The following is a 20988-nucleotide window of genomic DNA, read 5'->3' as shown; positions in this document are numbered from 1 at the left end:
GGAAGCGCCGGCGACGTAAATTACGACTTGGCAACATATCCCTCGATATCACAAGGAGCTTTCATGAAACGCTTATTCACGGGTAGCCTGCTGTGCCTGGCATTTGCCGGTGGCAACGTCAGCGCCGCGGTCGAACCAACGGAAAAAGACGCCATCGCCATGGCCGAACGGGGCGCCGCCTTCATGAAGGCGCATGGCAAGGAAGAAATGATGAAGAAAATCACGGCGAAAGACCCGGACTTCGTGCAGGGCTCGCTGTATGTGGACATGCGCGACATCAAGACGGGCATCGTGTTGGCCCACCCCATCAATCCTTCCATCGTCGGCAAGGATTTGACGGATGTGCCCGATGCGAATGGCAAGAAATATCGCCGTGAAATCATTGAGCTGGCGCAAAAACAGGGCAAGGGCTGGGTCGACTATCAGTACAAGAATCCCACCACCGGCAAGATCGAACCGAAGACCACCTACATCCTGCGCGTCAACGATGTGGTGCTGGAAGCGGGGATCTACAAAAAATAGGGCAAGGGCGGCGCGCACGCACACCGCGCGCCGCCTGCGGTTTGAACAGCCATCGCCAGGAGTCGAGCATGCTCAATCAATTACGCATAGGGCCAAAATTATTGCTGGCGCCCACCCTGGTCTTGCTGTTGCTGATACTCAGCTCGACCGGCGCCTGGTATGGCATGGTGCGGCAAAATGCCTCGCTGGAAAACATGGTGCGGGTACGCATCACGCACCTGAAGGCAGCCGCCGACGTACTAGGGGACGCCAAGCATGTGCACGGCAATATGTACCAGTTGCTGTCGTGGACGAATGGCAGCTTCGCCAAGGCCCGCCTCGATACACTGGAGCAACAGATCAAGGCGCGCCACGCGGCCATCGGCACCCAGCTGGCCTCGCTGCGCGCCACGGCCACGGGCGCCGAACTCACCCTGGTCGATGCGGCCATCACGGCACTGGCCGGCTATCGCAAGGCTGTGCTGGAAACCATGGAAATGGCGCAGATGGACCAGTCGATCGCCACCAATTCCATGCTCAAGGCGGAAACGCAATTCGGCCAGTTCAATACGCAGCTGGCGCAACTGTCCGCGCTGGAAACGACGCTCAGCAGCCAGGCCCATGCGACGGCCAGCGCCGAGTTTCGCACCCTGTGCTGGAGCTTGCTGCTGACCGTCCTGCTCTCCATCCTCGTCTCCATCGTGGTGACCATGCTGGTGCGGCGCGCCATGCTGGTGGAAATCCGCGGCATTGCCGACGCCGTGCAAGACTTGGCGGAGGGCAAGCTGATGGCTGGCGCGCCCAAGCAGGGCAATGATGAAATCGCCGCCACCTCGCGCGTGCTGGACCAGACCATCGCCCACTTGAACCAGACCTTGCGCACCATCATGGGCGCCGTGCAATCGATCGACACGGCCTCGCATGAAATTGCCACCGGCAACCTGGATCTGTCGGCGCGCACGGAAATGCAAGCCAGTTCGCTGGAAGAAACATCGAGCGCCATGGAAGCGCTGACGCAAGCCGTCAATGACAACGCCGACAACGCCCAGCTGGCCTGCGAGCTGGCGGGGCAGGCATCCACCCTGGCCGTGCAAGGGGGCGTGTCGATGCAGCAAGCCGTGACGACGATGGCGACGATACGCGCCAATTCGCGCCAGATCGTGGATATTATCGGCGTGATCGACGGCATTTCCTTCCAGACCAATATCCTCGCGCTGAATGCGGCGGTGGAAGCGGCGCGCGCGGGAGAACAGGGCCGCGGCTTTGCCGTGGTGGCGTCGGAAGTGCGCACCCTGGCGCAGCGCTCGGCGCAGGCCGCCAAGGAAATCAAGACCCTGATCGCCACGTCCGTCACCACCATCGATGGCGGCAGCGTGGCCGTGCAGCAAGCGGGCGACAGCATGGGCGCCATCGTGGCCTCGGTGCAGCAAGTCAATGAGATCATCCAGCGCGTGAAACAGGCCAGCGCGGAACAGGCGTCGGGCATCACGGAAGTGAACCAGGCCGTCACGCAAATGGATGACGTCACCCAGCAAAATGCGGCCCTGGTGGAGCAGGCGGCAGCGGCGGCGGCCAGTTTGCAAGACCAGGCCGTCAAATTGTCGGCGGCCGTGGCCGTGTTCACTCTGGATGAGCGCCCCGCCTCACCGGCTGGCCACACCGAAGACGAAGCATTCCAGCATCCGGCCAGCCCCGCCAACGGAGAAGGCAAGGACCGGCGCGCATTGCACAGCCCGCTGCGCGGCATGCCCGGCCGGCATGGCGCCAACGATGCATCGCGGCGCCGGCGCAGCTAGACGGCGGGCGCGCGCAGCGGTTTACTCAGATAGGGCGAGCCGGCCAGCACGAAGCGCCACGGCGTGTCCATCGCTTTGGAAATGCCGATGCGCGGCCCCGTTTGCACCGTGACATTGCCTTCGCGGGCCAGCAACAGGAACGGCGGCGCGTCCAGTGCCAGCCGGTTGTGCAGATGGCTCACGCCCAGCGCCTGGCACACCTTGCCCGGTCCCGAGCACAGCAGCCGCTCCCCCTCGACGCCGCGCCGTTCGCGCATCGCATCGAGCCCCTCCACGGGTTCGATCGCGCGGATCAGCACGCCCGCGCCATGCCCCGCTTCGCGGCACACAAAGTTCAGGCACCAGTGGATGCCGTACGAGCGGTAGACATAGGCGTGCCCGGGCGGGCCGAACATGGCCGCATTGCGCGGCGTCATGCCCCCATACGTGTGCGAAGCGGGGTCCAGCCGGTCATACGCTTCCGTTTCCACGATGCGCCCGCCCACGCCGTCGACCAGCACGGTCACGCCGATCAGCTGGCGCGCCACGCTGCTGGAATCGTCCGCGAAATCGATACCCGCAAGGATTTTTTTCATCAGGCAATTGTACTGCCGCGCATCCGGCCGCACGCCTGGCCCCGCCTTGAAAACAAATAAAACTTGGTTTTTTCATCATGGATACCGGGATGGGCAAGGTCGTAAAATGATGAAAATCACGGCCGGACCGGGCCAAAACGGGGATTTTTTCCAGAATATATTGCAGATATGAACTATTGCTATGCATAAACAGCGATAATCGTCGGGCACTGCGCCAGACGCCCCTGAGGCGGGCAGCGGCAGCGCGCAACAGAATAAGCACCGGGCACAAAAATGATGATGAAAGCGTGATGATGAGAGCGGCAGCGCAAAAGCAGATAGAGCAGGAAGATCCGGTTGACGCCTTGATGCGCTCCATCCGTATCCCGCCGCGTCCCAGCCTGCTGGTCGACTTGCAGCGCGAACTGGCGGAACAGGACCCGTCGCCGCGCCGCATCGCGCGCATCATCGCCGACGACGTCGGCATGTCGGGCGCCCTGCTGAAATTGGCCAATTCGCCGTTCTATGGCGCCGCGCGCAAGGCCAAGTCCGTCGAGCAAGGCATCAATTTCCTCGGCATCAACCAGTGCAGCGCCATGATGACGGGCTTGCTGGCACGCCAGGCGCTGGAAGCGGAAGGCGTGGAACTGACCAACTTCTGGGATGTGTCGGCCAAGCGCGCGCGCGCCCTGGTATTTACCTCACGCAAGCTGCGCATCGCCCCGCCCGACATCGCCCACACCTTCGGCCTGTTCTGCGACATCGGCGTGCCCCTGCTGATGAACCGCTTTCCCGACTACGTCAACACGTACGCGGCGGCCGCCAACGATGCGCACAATTGTTTTACAGCACTGGAAGACGCGCGCCACCAGACCAACCACGCGGCCATCGGCTGCTTGCTCGCGCGCAACTGGGGCCTGTCTTCCGACGTCTCGTGGGCGATTTTGCACCACCACGATTACACGGTGCTGGCCGACCCGTCCACGGACGACGCCATCCGCTCGCTCGTCGCCCTGTCGCTGCTGGCCGAAAAGGGCATTCAGCGCTACCATGGCAACAGTACCTCGCTGGAGTGGGACAAGGGCGGCGAACTTGCTTGCCAGCATCTTGGCCTGTCGCAGGAAGAAGCCGCCGACCTGCTCGACGAACTGCACGAGATGTTCGATACCGACCATTGAGGTATCAGGCGGCCGCGGCCGCCTGTATGATCCGTCCCGGCGCCTGGCACAAGCCCTGGCGCCTGTTTCCGTTTGCCCGACCCGTCTTTCTTAACCTGTTGATCGCCATGCCCAAAAATAAGCGCCCTGTCCCCCGTAAATCCGCCAACACGCCTGAAGACAAGGATGAATCCGTCACGCGCATGCTGTGCACGATGGCCCTCAACCTGGCGGAGCAGGAAGACAGCGAATCGCAGGGCACGGTACTGGCCGAGCAAGCCGTCGAGTTCGGCCGCCTAATCCGCAAGGCCTTGAATCAAAAGAAGGATGAAATCCTGTACGACGCCATCGAGCGGGCGAAATACGAGGACGTGGGCGCCTATCAGTACCTGCGCAGCCATATCGAGGAAGCGGCGTCCATTTCCGTGATCCGCCGCGAAAATGCTCCGGCCATGGAAATCAACGCCTTCGTCGTGCCCCTGCTGGTGCAAAGCACGGGCGGCCTGAAGGAAGCGGACAGCTTCCAGGACCAGGACGCGTTCGAAGCGCTGGTGAAAAGTTTCCAACAGGCAGAACTGGAAAGCGCCAAGGCCAAGGTAGTCCTGATGAGCCACGCCTACGACCTCGATGAAATCGACCGCATCACCTACAGCCACCTGCACGAAATGGTGCGCGATGCGTATTCTTCGATGACGGACAAGAAGATCGTCGCCACGCCGGGCCTGGAAAGCAGCATCGTCGGCTGGAGCGAAACGGCCTTCGGCCCGCAGGACACGGCCGTCGAACTGCGCTTCCTGCTGGGCTTTGCCCTCAAGCGCGTGGACGACCCGTTCTATGCGGAGCCGAAGGATGAAGCGGCGCTCGACGCCTGGTTCGACGCGCGCATGGCCCGCTACCAGCAGTGGACGACGGAAGTGGGCGATCTGGTGAAGCGCTGCCTGGCGCCGGCCGGCAACACCCTGGAAGTGAGCTTCCTCTACCAGGACCTGTTCCACGGCGGCAAGGAACAAGGCATGAGCGAGTATGCGATGCTGCAGATGATGTCCGGCATCAACCATGCATTGGCGGAAAACAACGTGGACGCGGGCGACGTCTCGGTGGTCGTCGGCCCGGCCGAGGAACACGGCGAAATGCTGCTGCGCGTCAACGTCAGCACGGCAGACGGCCAGTTGCTGCACAGCGCCGACAAGCCGCTGGACCTGGCCGCCGACCTGCAGGACGAAGTCGACGACATCTGCGACGCGCTGGCCACCATCGGCGTCAGCAACTTGTCAGTGGCGCTGAAATTCGATGCCAAGGGACAGCCGCTGGAAGCGCAGCCGTACGCGCCGGCATAAAGCCGGCAAACTGATCAACTGAGTCCCCGCATTACAACGGCTGCAATGTTTTCCATTGCAGCAACTTGGCGCCATACGCGAGTGTGTAAGCGGGGCTGCTCGACGGCAAGCTGACGATGCGGTAGCGCTGCGCGTGCTCGCCCAGCACCTTGACGCCCAGCTTGGCGGCCGTGCCGCCGTTGAAGGCGATCGTGTGCAATTGCGGCAGGCTGGCGGCCAGGGCCACCAAGTCGTTATCGTCGCGGGCGCGGATATTGCTGTCCAGACTGCCCGTGCGCTGCGCCTGCGCCACCACATCCCACAGGCCCACGCCATGCGCCAGCAAGGTGCTCAAGCGCGCTTCATAGGGCTGGCTCGTCAAGTCCACGCCCAGCACCTCTCCCAGCAGCCGCCAGAACTTGTTTTGCGGATGCGCATAATACTGGCTGTGCGCCAGCGATTTTTCGCCGGGCAAGCTGCCCAGTATCAGCAAGCGCGTATCGGCGTCGACGACGGGATCGAAACAGCGCTTGCGCGGGTCGGCGGCAGTGTCTGGCAAGAAGGCTGGGCTATTCAAATGAGCGGTCCGGAGGGGGAAATGAAGGGCCATTTTACCCGGCCACGCGACGGTGTAGAATTCCCGGACAACCATCCCTACACAAGAGACCGCCCATGCGCACCATCGACACCCTGCTGGCCCAGTATGGCGAAAGCCACCGCAACCACGTCAATGAATGGGTACACATCGTGTGCGTGCCGCTGATCGTTTTCAGCCTGCTGGGACTGCTGTGGAGCGTGCATCCCAGCGTGGCGCTGCTCGGCAGTATTCTCGCTTTATACTATTACTACAAGCTGTCGCGCCCGTTTGCGGCGGGCATGCTGGCCATGCTGGCCGCCATGCTGGGCCTGCTGCTGCTGATGCCGGCGCTGACCGTCCTGCCCGTGTCGCTGGCGCTGTTCGTGCTGGCCTGGATAGGCCAGTTCATCGGCCACCAGATCGAAGGCAAGAAACCGTCGTTCCTGGACGACTTGCGCTTCTTGCTGGTGGGACCGCTGTTCGTGCTGGGATTTTTGTATCGGCGCCTGCGGCTGGCGTATTGAGCAGCAAGCGGTCACGCGGGGCCGTAACAGATTTTTACTATTCGCAACTAGTTATATGAGGCAAGTGTCCTTATGATAAGTCATCATCTGTCGGTCAATGTAATCGGCAACTAACTTTTGTCCAAGGGAGTCCCACATGAAAGCACCAATTATTGCAGTGGCATTGCTGGCCACCCTGGCCGGCTGCGCCGTACAACCGAACTCGGCGAATGTGTACAACGCGCGCCAGGCGCAGAATGAACAATCGGTTCGCATGGGCACGGTTGAATCCGTGCGCCAGGTCACCATCGACAAGGGTGAAACGGGCACGGGCGTGCTGGCTGGCGCGGCGCTGGGCGGCGTGGCCGGCTCGACAGTCGGTGGCGGCAAGGGCGCCATCGCTGCCAGCATCCTGGGCGCCGTCGCCGGCGGCATGGCGGGCAAAAGCATCGAAGCGAACGCTTCCAACAAACCCGGCCTGGAAATCACCGTACGCCTGGACAATGGCGACATGCGTGCCATCGTGCAAGACGCGGACGAACTGTTCCGTCCGGGCGAACGCGTGCGCCTGCTGTCCGATGGCCGCAAGACCCGCGTCACCCACTGATCTGCTTGCCGGCGCATGCGCTCAGCCGAATGCGCCGGCAGCCATCAGCAAGGCCGAGGGCGACATGCCCTCATGCAGCCAGATGGCAACCAAGGTTGCCACCACGACATATACAAGCACGCTCCATACTTTGATCTGCAGTGAGGCTGGCATGGCGGTCCCCTTCAAAGATGCAATTCAGAAAATGTTTACTTGATAATAAAGTAAATATTTTCATAAATTCAACATTTTCCAGAAGCACTGCGCTGGCTCAATGCCTCGTTGTCTCCTGACCACTCTTTGAGCAAGCCCGGCCAAGACTCGCCATCCCCGCGCGATGCCCGTATACTTGCGCGATGTCCTCTCCTCTCCTGTTCATCATTGCCTGCCTGATCTGGGGCTCCACCTTCTGGGCCATCACCTTGCAGCTGGGCGATGTCGCCCCCGCCGTTTCCGTGGTCTACCGCTTCGGCCTCGCGTCCGCCACCCTGTTTGCCTGGTGCGCCTTGCGCGGCGACCGCTTGCGCCTGCCCTGGCGCGTGCAGAAATGGATGCTGCTGCAGGGCCTGGCCTCGTTTGCCCTCAGCTATGTGTGCACGTATAGTTCCGAGCAATATCTCGTCTCGGCCCTCGTCAGCGTGCTGTTTGCGCTGATGGTGTTCTGGACGCCATTGCTCAACCGCATCGCCTTCGGCACGCCCATCACCTGGAGCACCTGCTGCGCGGCCTTCGTCGCCATCTGCGGCATCGTGCTGCTGTTTTACCAGTCCATCGGGGCGGCACTGCAAGATATCCTGGGCGGCGGCAATGGCCATTTCCTGCTCGGCTTCATGCTGGCCCTGGTGGCCACCGTGTCCAGCACGGTGGGCAACGCCCTCGTCATGAAAGTACGCGAGCATTCCGGCAACGTGATGCTGACCATGGCCTGGACCATGCTGTGGGGCACCTTGATGGTGGCCGCCTGGGCCGTCGCCACGGGCCAGTCCTGGCAATTGCCCGCGCGCCCCAGTTACTGGATGGGATTGTTGTACCTGGCCATCTTCGGCTCGGTCATCGCCTTCAGCGCGTATTTCACCTTAATCGCCCGCATCGGCACGCAAAAGACCGTGTATATCGGCGTCGTCACCCCCGTCATTTCCGTGCTGCTGTCGGTGCAGTTCGAACACTACCGGCCCGCCGCCATCGAATGGGCGGGCATGGTGCTGTGCCTGTCCAGCGTGGCCTGGGCCCTGACGTCGGGCGCGCGCAAGACGGCTGCCGTTTCCTCTATTTCCACCACTCCATCAACAAAGGCAACATGAGCACCTCTTCCTCCCTCGCCATCCGTCCCGCGACCGCATCCGACGTGGCCGCCATCTTTGGCATGATCCATGAACTGGCCGTGTTTGAAAAACTCGAACACATGATGATCGCCAGGGAATCCATGCTGCACGACAGCCTGTTCGGCGCCCATCCCGCGTGCGAAGCGCTGGTGGGCGAGGAAGATGGCGAGGTGGTGACGTTCGCCCTGTTCTTCCACAACTTTTCCACCTTCCTGTGCCGCAAGGGCTTGTACCTGGAAGACCTGTATGTGAAGCAATCGGTGCGCGGCAAGGGTTATGGCAAGCAAATGCTCGTGGCGCTGGCGCAACTGGCCGTCGAACGCGATTGCGGCCGCTTCGAATGGTCGGTGCTGGACTGGAATGAAAACGCGATCAATTTCTACAAGGGCATGGGCGCGGACGTGATGCCGGACTGGCGCATCTGCCGGGTCGCTGGCGATGCCTTGACGCAATTGTCGGCGGGTACGCCAAAGCCGGCCTGATTGGAGCGGGAACTGCAAGGAAGGGGAACTGCGAGGAGGGGGAACTGTAGCGAGCGGATGCGATTTGTGGCCGAGAAGCGGAACTGTACGCGAGGTACAGTGAGCATCGCAGGCCGCAAGGCGCGCCGCGCAGTAAGTTCCAAAAAAATCCCCGCGGGCTAGCGGCACCGCGGGGTGAACCCATTGTCAAGTGGGAGGGGGAGAATGCAATCAACGGTTATCAATATAAACGCTGCCGCTTGCCACCGCGCAGACCTTTACATTTGCTTACCGGGCCTTACATTTGACTTAAATCCGCTAACCAAGTGTCACCAAGTGTCGCTCGGATGACACTGATTATTTCCGTGGTTCAATCAATGTGCCGTGCAAACCGATATGTTGTTGCGCAACCCCACTGCCGTCCTGCGTATTTGTATAGATTTGGTACACTGTCAGGCAGGCGATGCAGCCAGCAACCACGGCGAAAATGACCATGCGACGCTCCTTGAGTATGCTTGAGGGAATCAGGACCCGCGGCGCCTGATGATGACCGGGCGAGCAGGGAAGATTCAGTGTGGCATCTTCGGTCAGGGGGGCATTGCGCAATCTCAAACGCGCCAATTTGACGGGGTCATGGCATTTGATATGGCGCAAAGTGGCGGCATTCCGCTCACACAAAATGAACGCATCGTTACGCACCTGGGAGCCACATCATGAATGTCTCTGCCAAACCGCTCGTCATGAAAATCTACCGCGCCTACCTGCGCTCCCGCCTGGAACGCTATACGCGCGACTTGCAAGCCATCGCCGAACAGCGCGAGAACGACTTCCAGGCTGAACGCATCCTGCACCAGGCCGTCGTCTCGGTGCGCTCGAAACTGCACTCGCTGTAATCGTGATGCCGTCAGTGCTGCCGGCCGGCCACGGCCCAGCGCTCCACCAGCTCGAACAAGCCTTGCGTCAGCAGGGCCAGCACGGCTGCGGGGATCGCGCCGGCCAGCAGCATGTCGTTGTCATTCAGCGCCAGGCCGATGGTGATGCGTTCGCCGTAACCGCCCGCGCCGATAAAGGCGGCGATGGTGGCCGTGCCCACGCTCATCACAGCCGCCGTTTTGATGCCCGCCAGCATCACCGGCAAGGCCAGCGGCAAGTCCACGTGCAGCAAGCGGTCGCGCTTGCTCAAGCCCAGCGCCAGCGCCGCCATGCGCAAGCCTTGCGGCACCTGCAAGATGCCCGTGCACGTGTTGCGCACGATGGGCAGCAAAGCGTACACGAATAGCGCGACCAGCGCCGGCACGGTGCCGATCATGCCCAGCAGCGGGATCAATATCGCCAGCAGGGCCAGCGACGGCACCGTCTGCAGCACGCCGACGAAGGCCAGCACCGTTTGCCGCAGCGGCGCCGACAACGCCGCCAGCACGCCCAGCGGAATGCCGATCAGGCACGCCAGCGCCACCGACAGCAGCACCAGGGTCAGGTGCTGGCGCGTCAGGGTCCACAAATCGTCGCCGATGAGTTTATCGAGCAGCTTGCTGCGCGCGGCGGCCGGTTTTTTCGCCGACGTGCCGGAGGCCAGCCACTGGTGCGCCACGCCGGAAAAAGTCTTGCCATCGATTTCCACGGCCGCATTCATGGCGATCATGTCGCTCTCGCTGATGCGCCCCTGCAAGCCTTGCAGCGCGAGCCAGGCGGCGGGAAAACGCTGCGGCACGTCGAGCCGGTACAAGAGCATGGCGTCGTAGCGGGGAAAATACTGCTGCGTATCGGCCAGCACGCGCAAGCCGTACTGGCGTATCTTCGCGTCCGTCGAATAGATGTCGATCACATCCACCTGGCGCTGCGCCAGCGCCTCGTAGGCGATGCCGTGATCGAGCCCGCGCGGGCGCTGCGGCAAGCCATAGCGCGCGGCCAGGCCCGGCCAGCCATCGACCCGGCCGATGAATTCATGCGACAGGCCGAACTTCAAGGCGGGATGCTGCGCCAGCTGCGCCAGGCTGGCGATGCCCGTTTCATCGCCGCGCATGGCCAGCGCATAGGTATTGTTAAAGCCCAGCGGCACGGCCACGCCCAGGCCCAGCGCCGCCAGCTCGCGCCGCATCTGCGCCAGATCAATGGCCTTGTCGTGCTTGAGGATTTCGCCGGCGATGGTGCCCATGTATTCGGCATACACGTCGATGCTGCCCGCCTGCAGCGCAGCCAGCACGATGGCCGTGTTGCCCAGGCCTTGGCGGTGTTCCGCCCTGACGTGCGGCGCGGCGCTCTGTTTGACGATTTCGCCGAGAATATACGATTCCGTGAAGCGCTTCGAACCCACCTTCAGGGTGCCGCCGTCCATGGCAAGGGAGGACATGGGCGCGGCGGCGAAGACAAGCGAGAACAGCAGATAAAACAGCAAACAAGCAGCACGCACGCGGCGCTCCAGGACGGATGATCAATCCGTCAAGCTTACCACCGGCGCGCGCCAGACACCGCCGTGTACCACGCCCGCGCACGGGTTCAGGCCCAGCGCATACGCCAGGTCGGCCGGGCGCGCGATGCGCCACAGGGCGAAATCGGCGCGCTTGCCCACCGCCAGGCTGCCCGTTTCCTGCTGCAGGCCCAGCGCGCGCGCCGCATGGATCGTGCAACCGGCCAGCGCTTCCTGCGGCGTCAAGCGCCACAGGGTGCAGGCCATGTTCATCGCCAGCAGCAGGGACGTCAGCGGCGACGTGCCCGGGTTGCAATCGGTGGACACGGCCATGGGCACGCCGGCCGCGCGCAAGGCCGCCACGGGCGGCGGCTGCGTCTCGCGCAAAAAGTAATACGCGCCCGGCAGCAGAACGGCCACCGTACCGTGTTCCGCCATGGCGGCGACGCCCTCTGCCGACAAAAATTCCAGGTGGTCGGCCGACAGGCCGCCATAGCGCGCCACCAGCGCCGCGCCGCCCAGGTCCGACAGCTGCTCGGCATGGAGTTTCACAGGTAGCCCCAGCGCTTTCGCCGCCTCGAACACGAATTCCGTTTGCGCCGGCGTAAAGCCGATGCGCTCGCAAAAGGCGTCGACGGCGTCCACCAGGCCGTCGCCGGCCAGCTGGGGCAGCATCTGCCCGCACAGCAGCCCGATATACGCATCGGCCTGGCCTGCATACTCGGGCGGCAGCGCGTGCGCGCCAAGGAAGGTGGTGCGCACGGATACGGGCAGTGTTTGCCCTATCCGGCGCGCCACGCGCAGCATCTTCGCTTCGCTGGCCGCGTCGAGACCGTAGCCGGACTTGATCTCCAAGGTGGTCACGCCCTCGGCCAGCAGCGCCAGCACGCGGGGCAGGCTTTGCCGCAGCAATTCGTCGTCGCTGGCCGCGCGCGTGGCGCGCACGGTGGACATGATGCCGCCGCCGGCACGGCTGATGTCTTCATAGCTGGCGCCATTCAGGCGCGCCTCGAATTCGTCGCTGCGGTTGCCCGCGTGGACGATGTGCGTGTGGCAGTCGATCAGGCCGGGCGTAAGCCAGCAACCCTGGCCATCCTGCAGCACCGCGCCGCTGGCCGGCAGCTCGTCGCCGGGGCCGAACCAGGCGATGCGGCCATCCTTGACGGCGATGGCCGCATCGAGCAGCTCGCCATAACCGTACTCCATGGTGGCCAGGTGGACGTTGTGGATGACCAGGTCCCAGTCTTGCATCGCTATCTCTCCCTAGGTAAACAGGTCGACGCACAAGACGGGCGAACGCTGCAAGGCGTCGAGCCGCCATTCCTGCGCATCGTCGGCGTCCAGCAGCAGCGCGTCATGGCGGGCCAGCGCGAACTGCTGCTCGCCACCGCGCGCCAGCACGTGGCCTTCGCCGGCGACAAACAGCAAGGTCGCCGCGCTGCGCCGCACCAGCCGGCACGGGGCCGTGATTTTTTCCAGCTGGTGGCGGCAGCGGTCGCGCCGCGTCATCACGTTGAAATCCGTCGTCGTTCCCCTGACTTGCGCCTCCACGGCCGCTTCGCCGGGAAACCACAGCATCGGTTGCGCCGCGCTCAAGGTCACCTTGCGCACACCATCGAGCGTCAGCTGCACGCTGTCGCCATCGACCAGCATCAGGCTGCGGTCGATGCCGGGAAAGCTGGAAAACGGCCCGCTGGCCGTGATCGTCGCCAGGCTGATACGCCAGTCGAATTCCATCAGGCTGGCGCCGGGCGGAGCAATGGCGATTTCCATCGTGCTGCCGCCGCCGTTTTTCCACGGCGCGGCGCGCAGGCATTCCTGCGGGATGAAGGTCGCCATCAGAGCGCCCTCAGTTGCGCCAGCGTGCGCTTGTAGGCGGCGGCGATGGCGTCCTGCGCCACGTGGCGCCCGTCGCGCACCTGCCATTGGCCGCCGCACAGCACGTCGCGCACCAGGTTGTCATTGCCGCAGAAAAGTACGCTGCCCAGCACATTTTCGATGGCCACGCCGCACAGGTTCACATGCGCTTCGTCGAGCACCAGCAAGTCGGCGCGGCAGCCGGGCGCCAGCGCACCGAGCTTGCGCCCGGCCGCCTGCGCGCCGCCCTGCAGGGCCGCCTGCCACAGGTAGTCGCCCACATGGCGCTCCTGCGGCGTGGCGGCGACATTGCGCTGCTGCCGCTGCAAGCGCTGGCCATATTCGAGCCAGCGCAATTCCTCGACGGGCGACTGCGATACATGACTGTCGCTGCCAACGCCGAAGCGCCCGCCGGCGGCGATGAATTCGGCCAGCGGGAACAGGCCGTCGCCCAGGTTTGCCTCCGTCGTCGGGCACAGGCCCGCCACGGCGCCGCTCGTAGCCATCAGCGCCACTTCATCGGGTTGCACATGCGTGGCATGCACGAGGCACCAGCGCGCATCGACGTCGACCTGCTCGTACAAGTACTGCACCGGACGCCGGCCGCTGTAATCGAGACTCTGGCGCACTTCGCCCTGCTGTTCGGCGATGTGGATGTGGATGGGGCGGCCCGCGGGCAGCACCTGCGCCACCTGTTTGATCTGCGCCACGCCGGCCGCGCGCAGCGAATGGGGCGCAAAGCCCACCTCCACCTGCCCGCCGCGCTGCGGCGCCAGCGCCTCGACGATGCGCAAGACATCGTCCGCACCGGTGCGAAAGCGCGCCTGCTCCGCTTTCAACGGCTGTTCGCCGAAACCCGCATGGCTGTACAGCACGGGCAGCATGGTCAGGCCGATGCCGCTGAGGCGCGCCGCCGCCAGCACCCTTTCCGCCGTTTCCGCGGGACGCGCATACAGCGCACCGGCCATATCGCGCTGCAGGTAGTGGAATTCGCACACGGCCGTGTAGCCATGGCGCAGGCATTCCGCAAACAGCTGCGCGGCGATGCTTTCCATCTGTTCCGGCGTGATGTGGCGCGCGAAGCGGTACATCAGGTCGCGCCAGGTCCAGAAGCTGTCCGGCCCGTCACCCGCAATCTCCGTCATGCCGCCCAGCGCCCGCTGAAACGCGTGCGAATGCAGGTTGACCATGCCGGGCAAGACATATTCGGCCACTTCGGCGCCGGCAGACGGCGCGGCGTTTTCCGCCACCGCCGTCAAATCCCCATTCTTGTCCCATTCCAGCAGCACGTCGCGGCGCCAGCCTTGCGGCAGCAGCGCATGGCGCGCAAACAGGGACGCACTCAACGCGCCACCCATGCCACGGCCGCTTCCATCATCTGGCGCAGCAGCGGCTGCACTTGCGCCGCCAGGTCGGGCCTGTAACCAAACGGTTCCGTTTCATCCATGTACAGGCACTGGCACATCTCCAGCTGGATCGCATGCACGCGCTGCGCCGGCTGACCGTATTGGCGCGTGATATGGCCGCCCTTGAAGCGGCCATTCAAGGCCACGGTAAATGCCTCCTGCGCGCGCGCGATATCGACCACGGCGGACGTCAGGCCCGCATCGCAGCTGGCGCCATCGGCCGTGCCGAAGTTCAGGTCGGGCAGCTTGCCGTCAAAGAAGCGCGGCACGCGCGAGGCGATGGAGTGCGCATCCCACAGCACCACGGCGCCATGCACGCGCAGCAGCCGGTCCAGTTCCGCGCGCAGCTGCGCATGATACGGCGCCCAGTAGCGCTGCAGCCGCTGCCGCACGTCCTGCGCATCCGGTTCGCGGCCGGCCAGGTACAGCGGCTCGCGGTGAAAGGTATCGTTGGGCAGCAAGCCCGTCGTATCCTGCCCCGGATACAAATTCGTGTCTTCCTGCGGGCGGTTCAAGTCGATGGTGTAGCGCGACCAGCGCGCCGACAGCACGGACGCATCCATCTCCTGCAAAAAACCATACAGCTCGCGCAGATGCCAATCCGTGTCGGCCTTGATCAGGGCCTGCGGCGTCATGCGCGCGGCGATATCGTCCGGTATGTCGGTGCCCACGTGGGGCATCGACACCAGCAGCGGGATGCTGCCTTCATTAAAGCGGAAATCCATGCTTGTCTCCTTGCTCCAGCTCAAGCGTACAGCGGGGCGAACAAATTCTTGCACGTGCTGCTCAACTCACCCTGCAGCACCATCTGCTTGGCCGCTTCGATGTCAGGCGCGAAGAAGCGGTCAGCGTCGAAGAACGGCACTTTCTGGCGCAACTGGTGATGCACATGTTCGAGGTGCGGCGAGGTTTTCAGCGGACGGTGGAAATCGATGCCCTGCGCGGCGGCCAGCAGCTCGATGCCGACGATGACGGCCGTGTTGTGCGCCATGTCGTCCAGGCGGCGCCCGGCGAACGTGGCCATGCTCACGTGGTCTTCCTGGTTGGCGGACGTCGGCAGGCTGTCGACGCTGGCCGGATGCGCAAGCGACTTGTTTTCCGACGCCAGCGCGGCGGCTGTCACGTGGGCGATCATGAAGCCGGAATTGACGCCCGGGTCGCGCACGAGGAAGGGCGGCAGGCCGGACAAGGTGGCGTCGATCAGCAGCGCGATGCGGCGCTCGGCCAGCGCGCCGATTTCAGAAATCGCCAGCGCCAAGGTGTCGGCCGCAAAGGCCACCGGCTCCGCATGGAAATTGCCGCCCGAGACGATTTCCGCCTGCCCGTTGGGGCCATCCTGGAAGATCAGCGGGTTGTCGGTGACGGCATTGGCTTCGATCAGCAGGGTGCGGCCCACGTTGCCGATCAAATCGAGGCAGGCGCCCATGACTTGCGGCTGGCAGCGCAGGCTGTACGGATCCTGCACGCGCTCGTCGCCTTCCAGGTGCGAAGCGCGAATCGCGCTGTGCGCCACCAACTGGCGGTACATCTGCGCGGCCAGGATCTGGCCCGGCTGTCCGCGCACGGCGTGCACGCGCGCGTCGAACGGCGAATCGCTGCCCTTGGCCGCGTCGAGCGACAGCGCACCCGTGACCATGGCCGCTTCCAGCAGGCGCTCGGCCATGAACAGGCCATGCAGCGCCAGCGCGTTCGACACTTGCGTGCCGTTGATCAGCGCCAGGCCCTCTTTCGCCGCCAGCACCACGGGCGCGATGCCCGCCTGCGCCAGCGCCTCGGGGGCCGCCATCAATTCGCCGTTGACGCGCACGTCGCCCACGCCCAGCATGGCCAGGGTCATGTGCGACAGCGGCGCCAGGTCGCCCGAGGCGCCGACGGACCCCTTGGCGGGAATGGCCGGCATGATGTCCGCGTTGTACAGGGCGATCAGGGTATCGACGATCAGCGGGCGCACGCCGGAAAAGCCGCGCGCCAGGCTGCCGATCTTCATCAGCATGATCAGGCGCACGACGGCGTCCGACAGCAGTTCCCCCGTGCCGACGGAATGCGACAGGATCAGGTTGCGCTGCAACTGCTCCAGCTTTTCATCGGGGATGCGCGTCTTGGCGAGCAGGCCGAAGCCCGTGTTGATGCCGTACGCCGCGTCGCCCTTGGCGACGATGGCTTGCACGGCGGCGGCCGACGCCTCGATGACGGGATAGGCCTCGGCAGCGAGAGTCAATTTTGCCGGCGCGGCCCAGACGGCGCGCAGGTCGGCCAGGGTCATCGCGCCCGGTTTCAGGGTCCAACTTTTGGCATGCTGTGTCATAGTCATTCGAATCGAGGTCTCAAGGAATCATGGGAAGAATCAGGCCGTTGCGCTTGGCGCAGGCGGCCGCTGTTTCGTAGCCGGCATCGGCATGGCGCATCACGCCCGAGCCGCTGTCGTTGACCAGCACGCGCGCCAGGCGTTTCGCCGCCGCTTCGCTGCCATCGGCCACGATAACCATGCCCGCATGCTGAGAATACCCCATTCCCACACCGCCGCCATGGTGCAGCGAGACCCAGGTGGCGCCGCCGGCCGTATTGAGCATGGCGTTCAGCAGCGGCCAGTCGGAGACGGCATCCGTGCCATCCTTCATGCTTTCCGTCTCGCGGTTCGGGCTGGCGACGGATCCCGTATCGAGGTGGTCGCGGCCGATGACGATGGGCGCCTTCAGTTCGCCCGTGCGCACCATCTCGTTGAAGGCCAGGCCGGCGATGTGGCGCTCGCCCAGTCCCAGCCAGCATATCCGTGCCGGCAGTCCCTGGAAGGCGATGCGCTCGCGCGCCATGTCCAGCCAGTGGTGCACCTGTGCGTGGTGCGGGAACAGCTCCTTGATCTTTGCATCCGTTTTATAGATGTCTTCCGGGTCGCCCGACAAGGCCACCCAGCGGAACGGGCCGCGCCCCTCGCAGAACTGCGGGCGGATGTAGGCGGGCACGAAGCCGGGGAAGTCGAAGGCATTTTGCACGCCCTGGTCGAACGCCACCTGGCGGATGTTGTTGCCGTAATCGACGGTGTGCACGCCCATGGCGTGGAAATCGAGCATGGCTTGCACGTGGGCGGCGCAGGAATCGGCGGCGGCCACCGTCAGGCGCGCATGGCGCTGCGGGTCTTGCTGCGCCGCCTTCCAGTCCGACACGCTCCAGCCGCGCGGCAGATAGCCGTTGACCAGGTCATGCGCGGACGTCTGGTCCGTCACCAGGTCCGGCACCAGGCCGCCCGCCTTGGCGCGGCGCACCAGCTCCGGCAGCACTTCGGCCGCGTTGCCCAGCAAGCCAATGGAAATGGCTTCCTTGCGCTGCGTGTGGTATTTGACCAGTTCCAGGGCTTCGTCCAGGCTGGCCGCCTGCTTGTCCAGGTAGCGCGTGCGCAGGCGGAAGTCGATGCTGCTTTGCTGGCACTCGATATTGAGCGAGACGGCGCCCGCCATGGTGGCGGCCAGCGGCTGCGCGCCGCCCATGCCGCCCAGACCCGCCGTCAGAATCCAGCGCCCGCCCCAGTCGCCGCCGAAATGCTGGCGGCCCGCTTCGGCGAAGGTTTCATACGTACCCTGCACGATGCCCTGCGTGCCGATGTAAATCCAGCTGCCGGCCGTCATCTGGCCGTACATGAACAGGCCCTGGCGATCGAGTTCGTTGAAATGTTCCCAGTTGGCCCATTTCGGCACCAGGTTGGAGTTGGCGATCAGTACGCGCGGCGCATCCGCGTGGGTCTGGAACACGCCCACCGGCTTGCCGGACTGGATCAGGAGGGTCTGGTCGTCTTCCAGTTCGCGCAGCGAGGCGAGGATCTGGTCGAAACAGGCCCAGTTGCGGGCCGCGCGGCCGATGCCGCCGTAGACGACCAGGTGCTGCGGATTTTCCGCCACTTCCGGGTCCAGATTGTTTTGCAACATGCGGTAGGCCGCCTCGGCCTGCCAACTCTTGCAAGCCATGACCGTGCCGCGCGGGGCGCGGATGGTACGGCTGGCATCAAAGCGTGGATCGGTGTCCATTGTGCTGTTCATGCTGTCTCCTCGTAGGGTGCGAGCGGGCGTATCTAGCCCGATACCTGGCCCGCTCTGGTACTCCCAGCATAGGTTGTCTATACAACCAAGTCAACAGGTTTTTGCAGGCGTCAAATCCTTATTTTTTCTCGAACACGCGCTTGCCCGCCACCCACGTCTGCAGCACCTGCGTCTTGCCGATGGCCTTTGGTTCCACGCTGAACAGGTCCTGGTCGACGACGATGAAGTCCGCCCATTTGCCCGCTTCCAGGGTGCCGATGGCCTTTTCCTGGTGCGCCGCCCAAGCCGCGTCGAGGGTGAAGCAGCGCAGCGCCTGCGTCACCGTCATGGCTTGCTGCGGGTACCAGCCACCGGCCGGGAAGCCCTCGCTGTTTTGCCGCGTGACGGCCGCGTGGATGCCCTCGAACGGGTTCGGCGACTCGATGGGGAAATCGGAACCGCAGGCGATGCGCGAGCCTTGCGCAAGGAAGGTGCGCCACGCATACGCGCCCTTGATGCGCTCATGACCCACGCGCTGCTCCGCCATGTTCTGATCCGAGGTGGCGTGCGTCGGCTGCATCGACGGCACGATGCCCAGGGTCTTGAAGCGGGGGATATCGCTCAATTGCACCACCTGCGCATGTTCCATGCGGTGGCGCAGGCCCGCGCCGCGGTATTGCGCGATCAAGGCTGCATAGCCGTCGAGGATCTGGTGATTGCCCGCGTCGCCGATGGCGTGCACATTCACCTGGTAGCCGGCGCGCATGGCCTTTTCCATCTTCGCGCGCATGGCGTCGTCCGGGTAGAACAGCAGGCCACGGGTAGAGGGATCGTCGCTGTACGGTGCCAGCAGGGCCGCACCGCGGCTGCCCAGGGCGCCGTCGGACACCAGTTTGACGGCGCGCAAGGCGTACATGTCGCGCGCATAGCTATTCAAGGGGCCGTTTTTCGACAGCGCGTCGAAGTCTTCCGTCGTGTCAAAAATCATGCCGTACACGCGCACCGTCAGCTTGCCATGGTCCGCATAGTCGCGGAACAGCCGGTCCTGCATCTGGCCGATGCCCGCATCGTGCACGCTGGTCAGGCCCACTTGCGACAGCTGCGCCAGTGCGCCATCGAGGGCGGCGCGGTTTTCCACGTCGCCCGGCTTGGGCAGCACGGCGTCCATCAAGTCCATGGCGCTGTCGACCAGCACGCCGGTGGCATTGCCATCTGCATCGCGTTCGATCTTGCCGCCCGCCGGGTCTTGTGTGGCGCGCGTGATGCCGGCCAGCGCCAGCGCGCGGCTGTTGGCCCAGCCCGCGTGGCCATCGACGCGGCGCAGCCACACGGGCCGCGCACTTTCCGCCGCATCGAGTTCCGCTGCCGTGGGAAAGCGTCCCAGCTTCCAGATTTCCTGGTTCCAGCCATTGCCGACGACCCAGCTGCGCTCGGGATGCGCTTTGGCGAAGTCGCCCACGGCCTGCACGGCGGCCGGCAGCGAGGCAGAACCGTACAGCATCACGCCGCTGGCGATCGTCCCCAGGCCGAAGACGTGGCCGTGCGCGTCGATCAGGCCTGGCAGCACGGTTTTTCCCTGCACGTCGACATGGATGGCGCCCTTGGCCGCCTTGCGTTTCACCTGCGCGGCGCTGCCGACGGCGAGCAGCTTGCCCCCGTCGTCAAAGGCCAGCGCCGTGAAACGCAGCACCTTGCCGGCAGCATTGAGCGTGTAGCCGTTGGCATTGTCGATGACGGTATCGGCATGCGCGTGGCCGATGGCCCCCAGGCAGGCGAGCGTGAGCAGGGTGCGGCGCAGTGGCAAGGTCGGCATTTCCATCTCCAGGTCTTTTAGTCGTTAGCAAAAAGACGAGTGTATAGAAATTGGCAAAATGGTCAATCAGGCAGCGCGGGGCGCTCGTACCATCAGCCAGTAATCGCAGCCCGTGACGGCTTCCGCGTAGCGGCCCGCCGCCACGAAGCCCAGACGGGCATAGAACGGCAGGCTGCGCTCGTTGTAAGTCTCCAGGAAGCACGCAGCGCCAGCCGCATCGACGGCCGCCAGGCCAGGCGCCAGCACGGACGCGCCCAGCCCCTGCCCTTGCGCGGCGGGAGCGATGCCGGCGATCGACAAATACCAGGCATCCCGCAAACCATGCGGCGCCAGCGCATGCTCCATGTTCGCGACGATCGCCGTGAAATGCGCGAAGCCACGCGCCCCCAGCAGCGCGCGCAAGGCGGCTTCGCGCTGCGCATACGCGGCCTGGCGCAGGGCCGCCGGCGTATCCGTCGTCCAGATGGCGGCGCCATGGCCCGCGTCATCCGCCAGGTCGACGCGCCCCGCCTGCCACCCCTCGGCCAGCGCCAGCGCGAAGTAGGCGTCCAGCATGGCCAGCCGCGCCGCCTCGTCGTCGCCGCACGCCACCGTGACGGTGCGGTAGAACGGATCGCCGATCAGGGCGACGGCCAGGCTGCGGGCGGTGCCGGAGGATTCGATGTTGGATGGGCTGGACATGGGGACTCTTTCTTCTCATTGAAACGCCCGGCATCTTAACGCAA

The 20988-nt window shown here is 64.4% G+C and carries 22 protein-coding genes; 9 read left to right on the top strand and 13 right to left on the bottom strand.

Going from position 1 to position 20988, the window contains the following annotated elements; genetic code table 11:
* Window positions 1-63: 63 nt before the first annotated feature.
* Both NCG91_RS14525 and NCG91_RS14520 read left to right on the top strand, forming a co-directional pair.
* Window positions 64-522: a cache domain-containing protein gene (locus NCG91_RS14525; RefSeq protein ID WP_099666427.1), complete on the top strand. Its 459-nt coding sequence runs from the start codon at window positions 64-66 to the stop codon at window positions 520-522.
* 68 nt (window positions 523-590) lie between these two features.
* Window positions 591-2297 (top strand): methyl-accepting chemotaxis protein, encoded by a 1707-nt coding sequence (locus NCG91_RS14520; protein WP_251350187.1) that lies wholly within the window; start codon window positions 591-593, stop codon window positions 2295-2297.
* Here the strand turns inward: NCG91_RS14520 and NCG91_RS14515 are convergent.
* Window positions 2294-2872 (bottom strand): DNA-3-methyladenine glycosylase, encoded by a 579-nt coding sequence (locus NCG91_RS14515; RefSeq protein WP_251350186.1) that lies wholly within the window; start codon window positions 2870-2872, stop codon window positions 2294-2296. The two genes, NCG91_RS14520 and NCG91_RS14515, sit on opposite strands and share 4 nt — an antisense overlap.
* Before the next feature lie 290 nt (window positions 2873-3162).
* Between NCG91_RS14515 and NCG91_RS14510 the strand changes: the two genes are divergently transcribed.
* Window positions 3163-4029, top strand: coding sequence for an HDOD domain-containing protein (locus NCG91_RS14510; RefSeq protein WP_099666424.1), 867 nt, complete (start codon window positions 3163-3165; stop codon window positions 4027-4029).
* 107 nt (window positions 4030-4136) lie between these two features.
* Window positions 4137-5345, top strand: a complete 1209-nt coding sequence (locus tag NCG91_RS14505; protein WP_251350185.1) for a hypothetical protein — start codon at window positions 4137-4139, stop codon at window positions 5343-5345.
* Window positions 5346-5376: 31 nt separating this feature from the next.
* Here the strand turns inward: NCG91_RS14505 and NCG91_RS14500 are convergent, their stop codons facing one another.
* On the bottom strand, window positions 5377-5901 hold the full coding sequence (locus NCG91_RS14500) for a DNA-deoxyinosine glycosylase (protein WP_251350184.1): 525 nt from the start codon (window positions 5899-5901) through the stop codon (window positions 5377-5379).
* A 95-nt stretch (window positions 5902-5996) separates the two neighbouring features.
* Between NCG91_RS14500 and NCG91_RS14495 the strand changes: the two genes are divergently transcribed.
* Window positions 5997-6425: an Mpo1 family 2-hydroxy fatty acid dioxygenase gene (locus NCG91_RS14495; protein WP_099666421.1), complete on the top strand. Its 429-nt coding sequence runs from the start codon at window positions 5997-5999 to the stop codon at window positions 6423-6425.
* A 136-nt stretch (window positions 6426-6561) separates the two neighbouring features.
* Complete coding sequence (locus tag NCG91_RS14490; RefSeq protein WP_034780449.1) at window positions 6562-7011, top strand: outer membrane lipoprotein; 450 nt, start codon at window positions 6562-6564, stop codon at window positions 7009-7011.
* Between the two features lie 21 nt (window positions 7012-7032).
* Here the strand turns inward: NCG91_RS14490 and NCG91_RS28035 are convergent, their stop codons facing one another.
* Window positions 7033-7164 carry a hypothetical protein gene (locus NCG91_RS28035; RefSeq protein WP_257218848.1) on the bottom strand — a complete coding sequence of 44 codons (132 nt, stop codon included), beginning with the start codon at window positions 7162-7164 and terminating at the stop codon, window positions 7033-7035.
* 182 nt (window positions 7165-7346) lie between these two features.
* On the opposite strand from NCG91_RS28035, the gene NCG91_RS14485 reads away from it, so the two are divergent.
* A complete protein-coding gene (locus NCG91_RS14485) occupies window positions 7347-8291 on the top strand; it encodes a DMT family transporter (protein WP_251350183.1) in 945 nt (314 codons plus the stop codon).
* Complete coding sequence (locus NCG91_RS14480) at window positions 8288-8794, top strand: GNAT family N-acetyltransferase (RefSeq protein ID WP_151097153.1); 507 nt, start codon at window positions 8288-8290, stop codon at window positions 8792-8794. Before NCG91_RS14485 ends, NCG91_RS14480 begins: the two co-directional genes overlap by 4 nt.
* Window positions 8795-9130: 336 nt before the next feature.
* On the opposite strand, the gene NCG91_RS14475 is transcribed toward NCG91_RS14480, so the two are convergent.
* On the bottom strand, window positions 9131-9472 hold the full coding sequence (locus tag NCG91_RS14475) for a hypothetical protein (RefSeq protein ID WP_251350182.1): 342 nt from the start codon (window positions 9470-9472) through the stop codon (window positions 9131-9133).
* A gap of 14 nt (window positions 9473-9486) precedes the next feature.
* Between NCG91_RS14475 and NCG91_RS14470 the strand changes: the two genes are divergently transcribed.
* Window positions 9487-9666, top strand: coding sequence for a hypothetical protein (locus NCG91_RS14470; RefSeq protein ID WP_034746290.1), 180 nt, complete (start codon window positions 9487-9489; stop codon window positions 9664-9666).
* A gap of 11 nt (window positions 9667-9677) precedes the next feature.
* Here the strand turns inward: NCG91_RS14470 and NCG91_RS14465 are convergent, their stop codons facing one another.
* From NCG91_RS14465 to NCG91_RS14425, 9 genes are all read right to left on the bottom strand, one after another.
* Complete coding sequence (locus tag NCG91_RS14465; protein ID WP_251350329.1) at window positions 9678-11123, bottom strand: glycine betaine ABC transporter substrate-binding protein; 1446 nt, start codon at window positions 11121-11123, stop codon at window positions 9678-9680.
* A gap of 81 nt (window positions 11124-11204) precedes the next feature.
* Window positions 11205-12431: an imidazolonepropionase gene (gene hutI / locus NCG91_RS14460; RefSeq protein WP_251350181.1), complete on the bottom strand. Its 1227-nt coding sequence runs from the start codon at window positions 12429-12431 to the stop codon at window positions 11205-11207.
* Between the two features lie 12 nt (window positions 12432-12443).
* Entirely contained in the window at window positions 12444-13019 is a 576-nt protein-coding gene (locus tag NCG91_RS14455) for a HutD/Ves family protein (RefSeq protein ID WP_251350180.1), read from the bottom strand.
* Window positions 13019-14395, bottom strand: a complete 1377-nt coding sequence (locus NCG91_RS14450) for a formimidoylglutamate deiminase (RefSeq protein WP_251350179.1) — start codon at window positions 14393-14395, stop codon at window positions 13019-13021. The genes NCG91_RS14455 and NCG91_RS14450 overlap by 1 nt, the downstream gene beginning before the upstream one ends.
* Window positions 14380-15168 (bottom strand): N-formylglutamate deformylase, encoded by a 789-nt coding sequence (gene hutG, locus NCG91_RS14445; protein ID WP_251350178.1) that lies wholly within the window; start codon window positions 15166-15168, stop codon window positions 14380-14382. Before hutG ends, NCG91_RS14450 begins: the two co-directional genes overlap by 16 nt.
* A gap of 20 nt (window positions 15169-15188) precedes the next feature.
* Window positions 15189-16748 carry a histidine ammonia-lyase gene (gene hutH / locus NCG91_RS14440; RefSeq protein WP_251350177.1) on the bottom strand — a complete coding sequence of 520 codons (1560 nt, stop codon included), beginning with the start codon at window positions 16746-16748 and terminating at the stop codon, window positions 15189-15191.
* A 19-nt stretch (window positions 16749-16767) separates the two neighbouring features.
* On the bottom strand, window positions 16768-18471 hold the full coding sequence (gene hutU, locus NCG91_RS14435; protein ID WP_251350176.1) for a urocanate hydratase: 1704 nt from the start codon (window positions 18469-18471) through the stop codon (window positions 16768-16770).
* A gap of 118 nt (window positions 18472-18589) precedes the next feature.
* Window positions 18590-20263: an amidohydrolase gene (locus NCG91_RS14430; RefSeq protein ID WP_251350175.1), complete on the bottom strand. Its 1674-nt coding sequence runs from the start codon at window positions 20261-20263 to the stop codon at window positions 18590-18592.
* A gap of 66 nt (window positions 20264-20329) precedes the next feature.
* On the bottom strand, window positions 20330-20944 hold the full coding sequence (locus NCG91_RS14425; protein WP_251350174.1) for a GNAT family N-acetyltransferase: 615 nt from the start codon (window positions 20942-20944) through the stop codon (window positions 20330-20332).
* Window positions 20945-20988 lie beyond the last annotated feature (44 nt).

It is taken from the genome of Janthinobacterium kumbetense (genome assembly GCF_023703445.1).
Lineage (GTDB): Bacteria > Pseudomonadota > Gammaproteobacteria > Burkholderiales > Burkholderiaceae_D > Janthinobacterium > Janthinobacterium kumbetense.
This window is presented reverse-complemented; position numbering and strand designations above follow the sequence as displayed.

What these genes read in the sequence shown, in the direction of transcription:
- NCG91_RS14525 (WP_099666427.1), top strand. Translation starts at nt 64, where the DNA reads ATGAAACGCTTATTCACGGGTAGCCTGCTGTGCCTGGCATTTGCCGGT.
- NCG91_RS14520 (WP_251350187.1), top strand. Translation starts at nt 591, where the DNA reads ATGCTCAATCAATTACGCATAGGGCCAAAATTATTGCTGGCGCCCACC.
- NCG91_RS14515 (WP_251350186.1), bottom strand. Translation starts at nt 2,872, where the DNA reads ATGAAAAAAATCCTTGCGGGTATCGATTTCGCGGACGATTCCAGCAGC.
- NCG91_RS14510 (WP_099666424.1), top strand. Translation starts at nt 3,163, where the DNA reads ATGATGAGAGCGGCAGCGCAAAAGCAGATAGAGCAGGAAGATCCGGTT.
- NCG91_RS14505 (WP_251350185.1), top strand. Translation starts at nt 4,137, where the DNA reads ATGCCCAAAAATAAGCGCCCTGTCCCCCGTAAATCCGCCAACACGCCT.
- NCG91_RS14495 (WP_099666421.1), top strand. Translation starts at nt 5,997, where the DNA reads ATGCGCACCATCGACACCCTGCTGGCCCAGTATGGCGAAAGCCACCGC.
- NCG91_RS14490 (WP_034780449.1), top strand. Translation starts at nt 6,562, where the DNA reads ATGAAAGCACCAATTATTGCAGTGGCATTGCTGGCCACCCTGGCCGGC.
- NCG91_RS28035 (WP_257218848.1), bottom strand. Translation starts at nt 7,164, where the DNA reads ATGCCAGCCTCACTGCAGATCAAAGTATGGAGCGTGCTTGTATATGTC.
- NCG91_RS14485 (WP_251350183.1), top strand. Translation starts at nt 7,347, where the DNA reads ATGTCCTCTCCTCTCCTGTTCATCATTGCCTGCCTGATCTGGGGCTCC.
- NCG91_RS14480 (WP_151097153.1), top strand. Translation starts at nt 8,288, where the DNA reads ATGAGCACCTCTTCCTCCCTCGCCATCCGTCCCGCGACCGCATCCGAC.
- NCG91_RS14470 (WP_034746290.1), top strand. Translation starts at nt 9,487, where the DNA reads ATGAATGTCTCTGCCAAACCGCTCGTCATGAAAATCTACCGCGCCTAC.
- NCG91_RS14465 (WP_251350329.1), bottom strand. Translation starts at nt 11,123, where the DNA reads ATGTCCTCCCTTGCCATGGACGGCGGCACCCTGAAGGTGGGTTCGAAG.
- hutI (WP_251350181.1), bottom strand. Translation starts at nt 12,431, where the DNA reads ATGCAAGACTGGGACCTGGTCATCCACAACGTCCACCTGGCCACCATG.
- NCG91_RS14455 (WP_251350180.1), bottom strand. Translation starts at nt 13,019, where the DNA reads ATGGCGACCTTCATCCCGCAGGAATGCCTGCGCGCCGCGCCGTGGAAA.
- NCG91_RS14450 (WP_251350179.1), bottom strand. Translation starts at nt 14,395, where the DNA reads ATGGGTGGCGCGTTGAGTGCGTCCCTGTTTGCGCGCCATGCGCTGCTG.
- hutG (WP_251350178.1), bottom strand. Translation starts at nt 15,168, where the DNA reads ATGGATTTCCGCTTTAATGAAGGCAGCATCCCGCTGCTGGTGTCGATG.
- hutH (WP_251350177.1), bottom strand. Translation starts at nt 16,748, where the DNA reads ATGACACAGCATGCCAAAAGTTGGACCCTGAAACCGGGCGCGATGACC.
- hutU (WP_251350176.1), bottom strand. Translation starts at nt 18,471, where the DNA reads ATGAACAGCACAATGGACACCGATCCACGCTTTGATGCCAGCCGTACC.
- NCG91_RS14430 (WP_251350175.1), bottom strand. Translation starts at nt 20,263, where the DNA reads ATGCCGACCTTGCCACTGCGCCGCACCCTGCTCACGCTCGCCTGCCTG.
- NCG91_RS14425 (WP_251350174.1), bottom strand. Translation starts at nt 20,944, where the DNA reads ATGTCCAGCCCATCCAACATCGAATCCTCCGGCACCGCCCGCAGCCTG.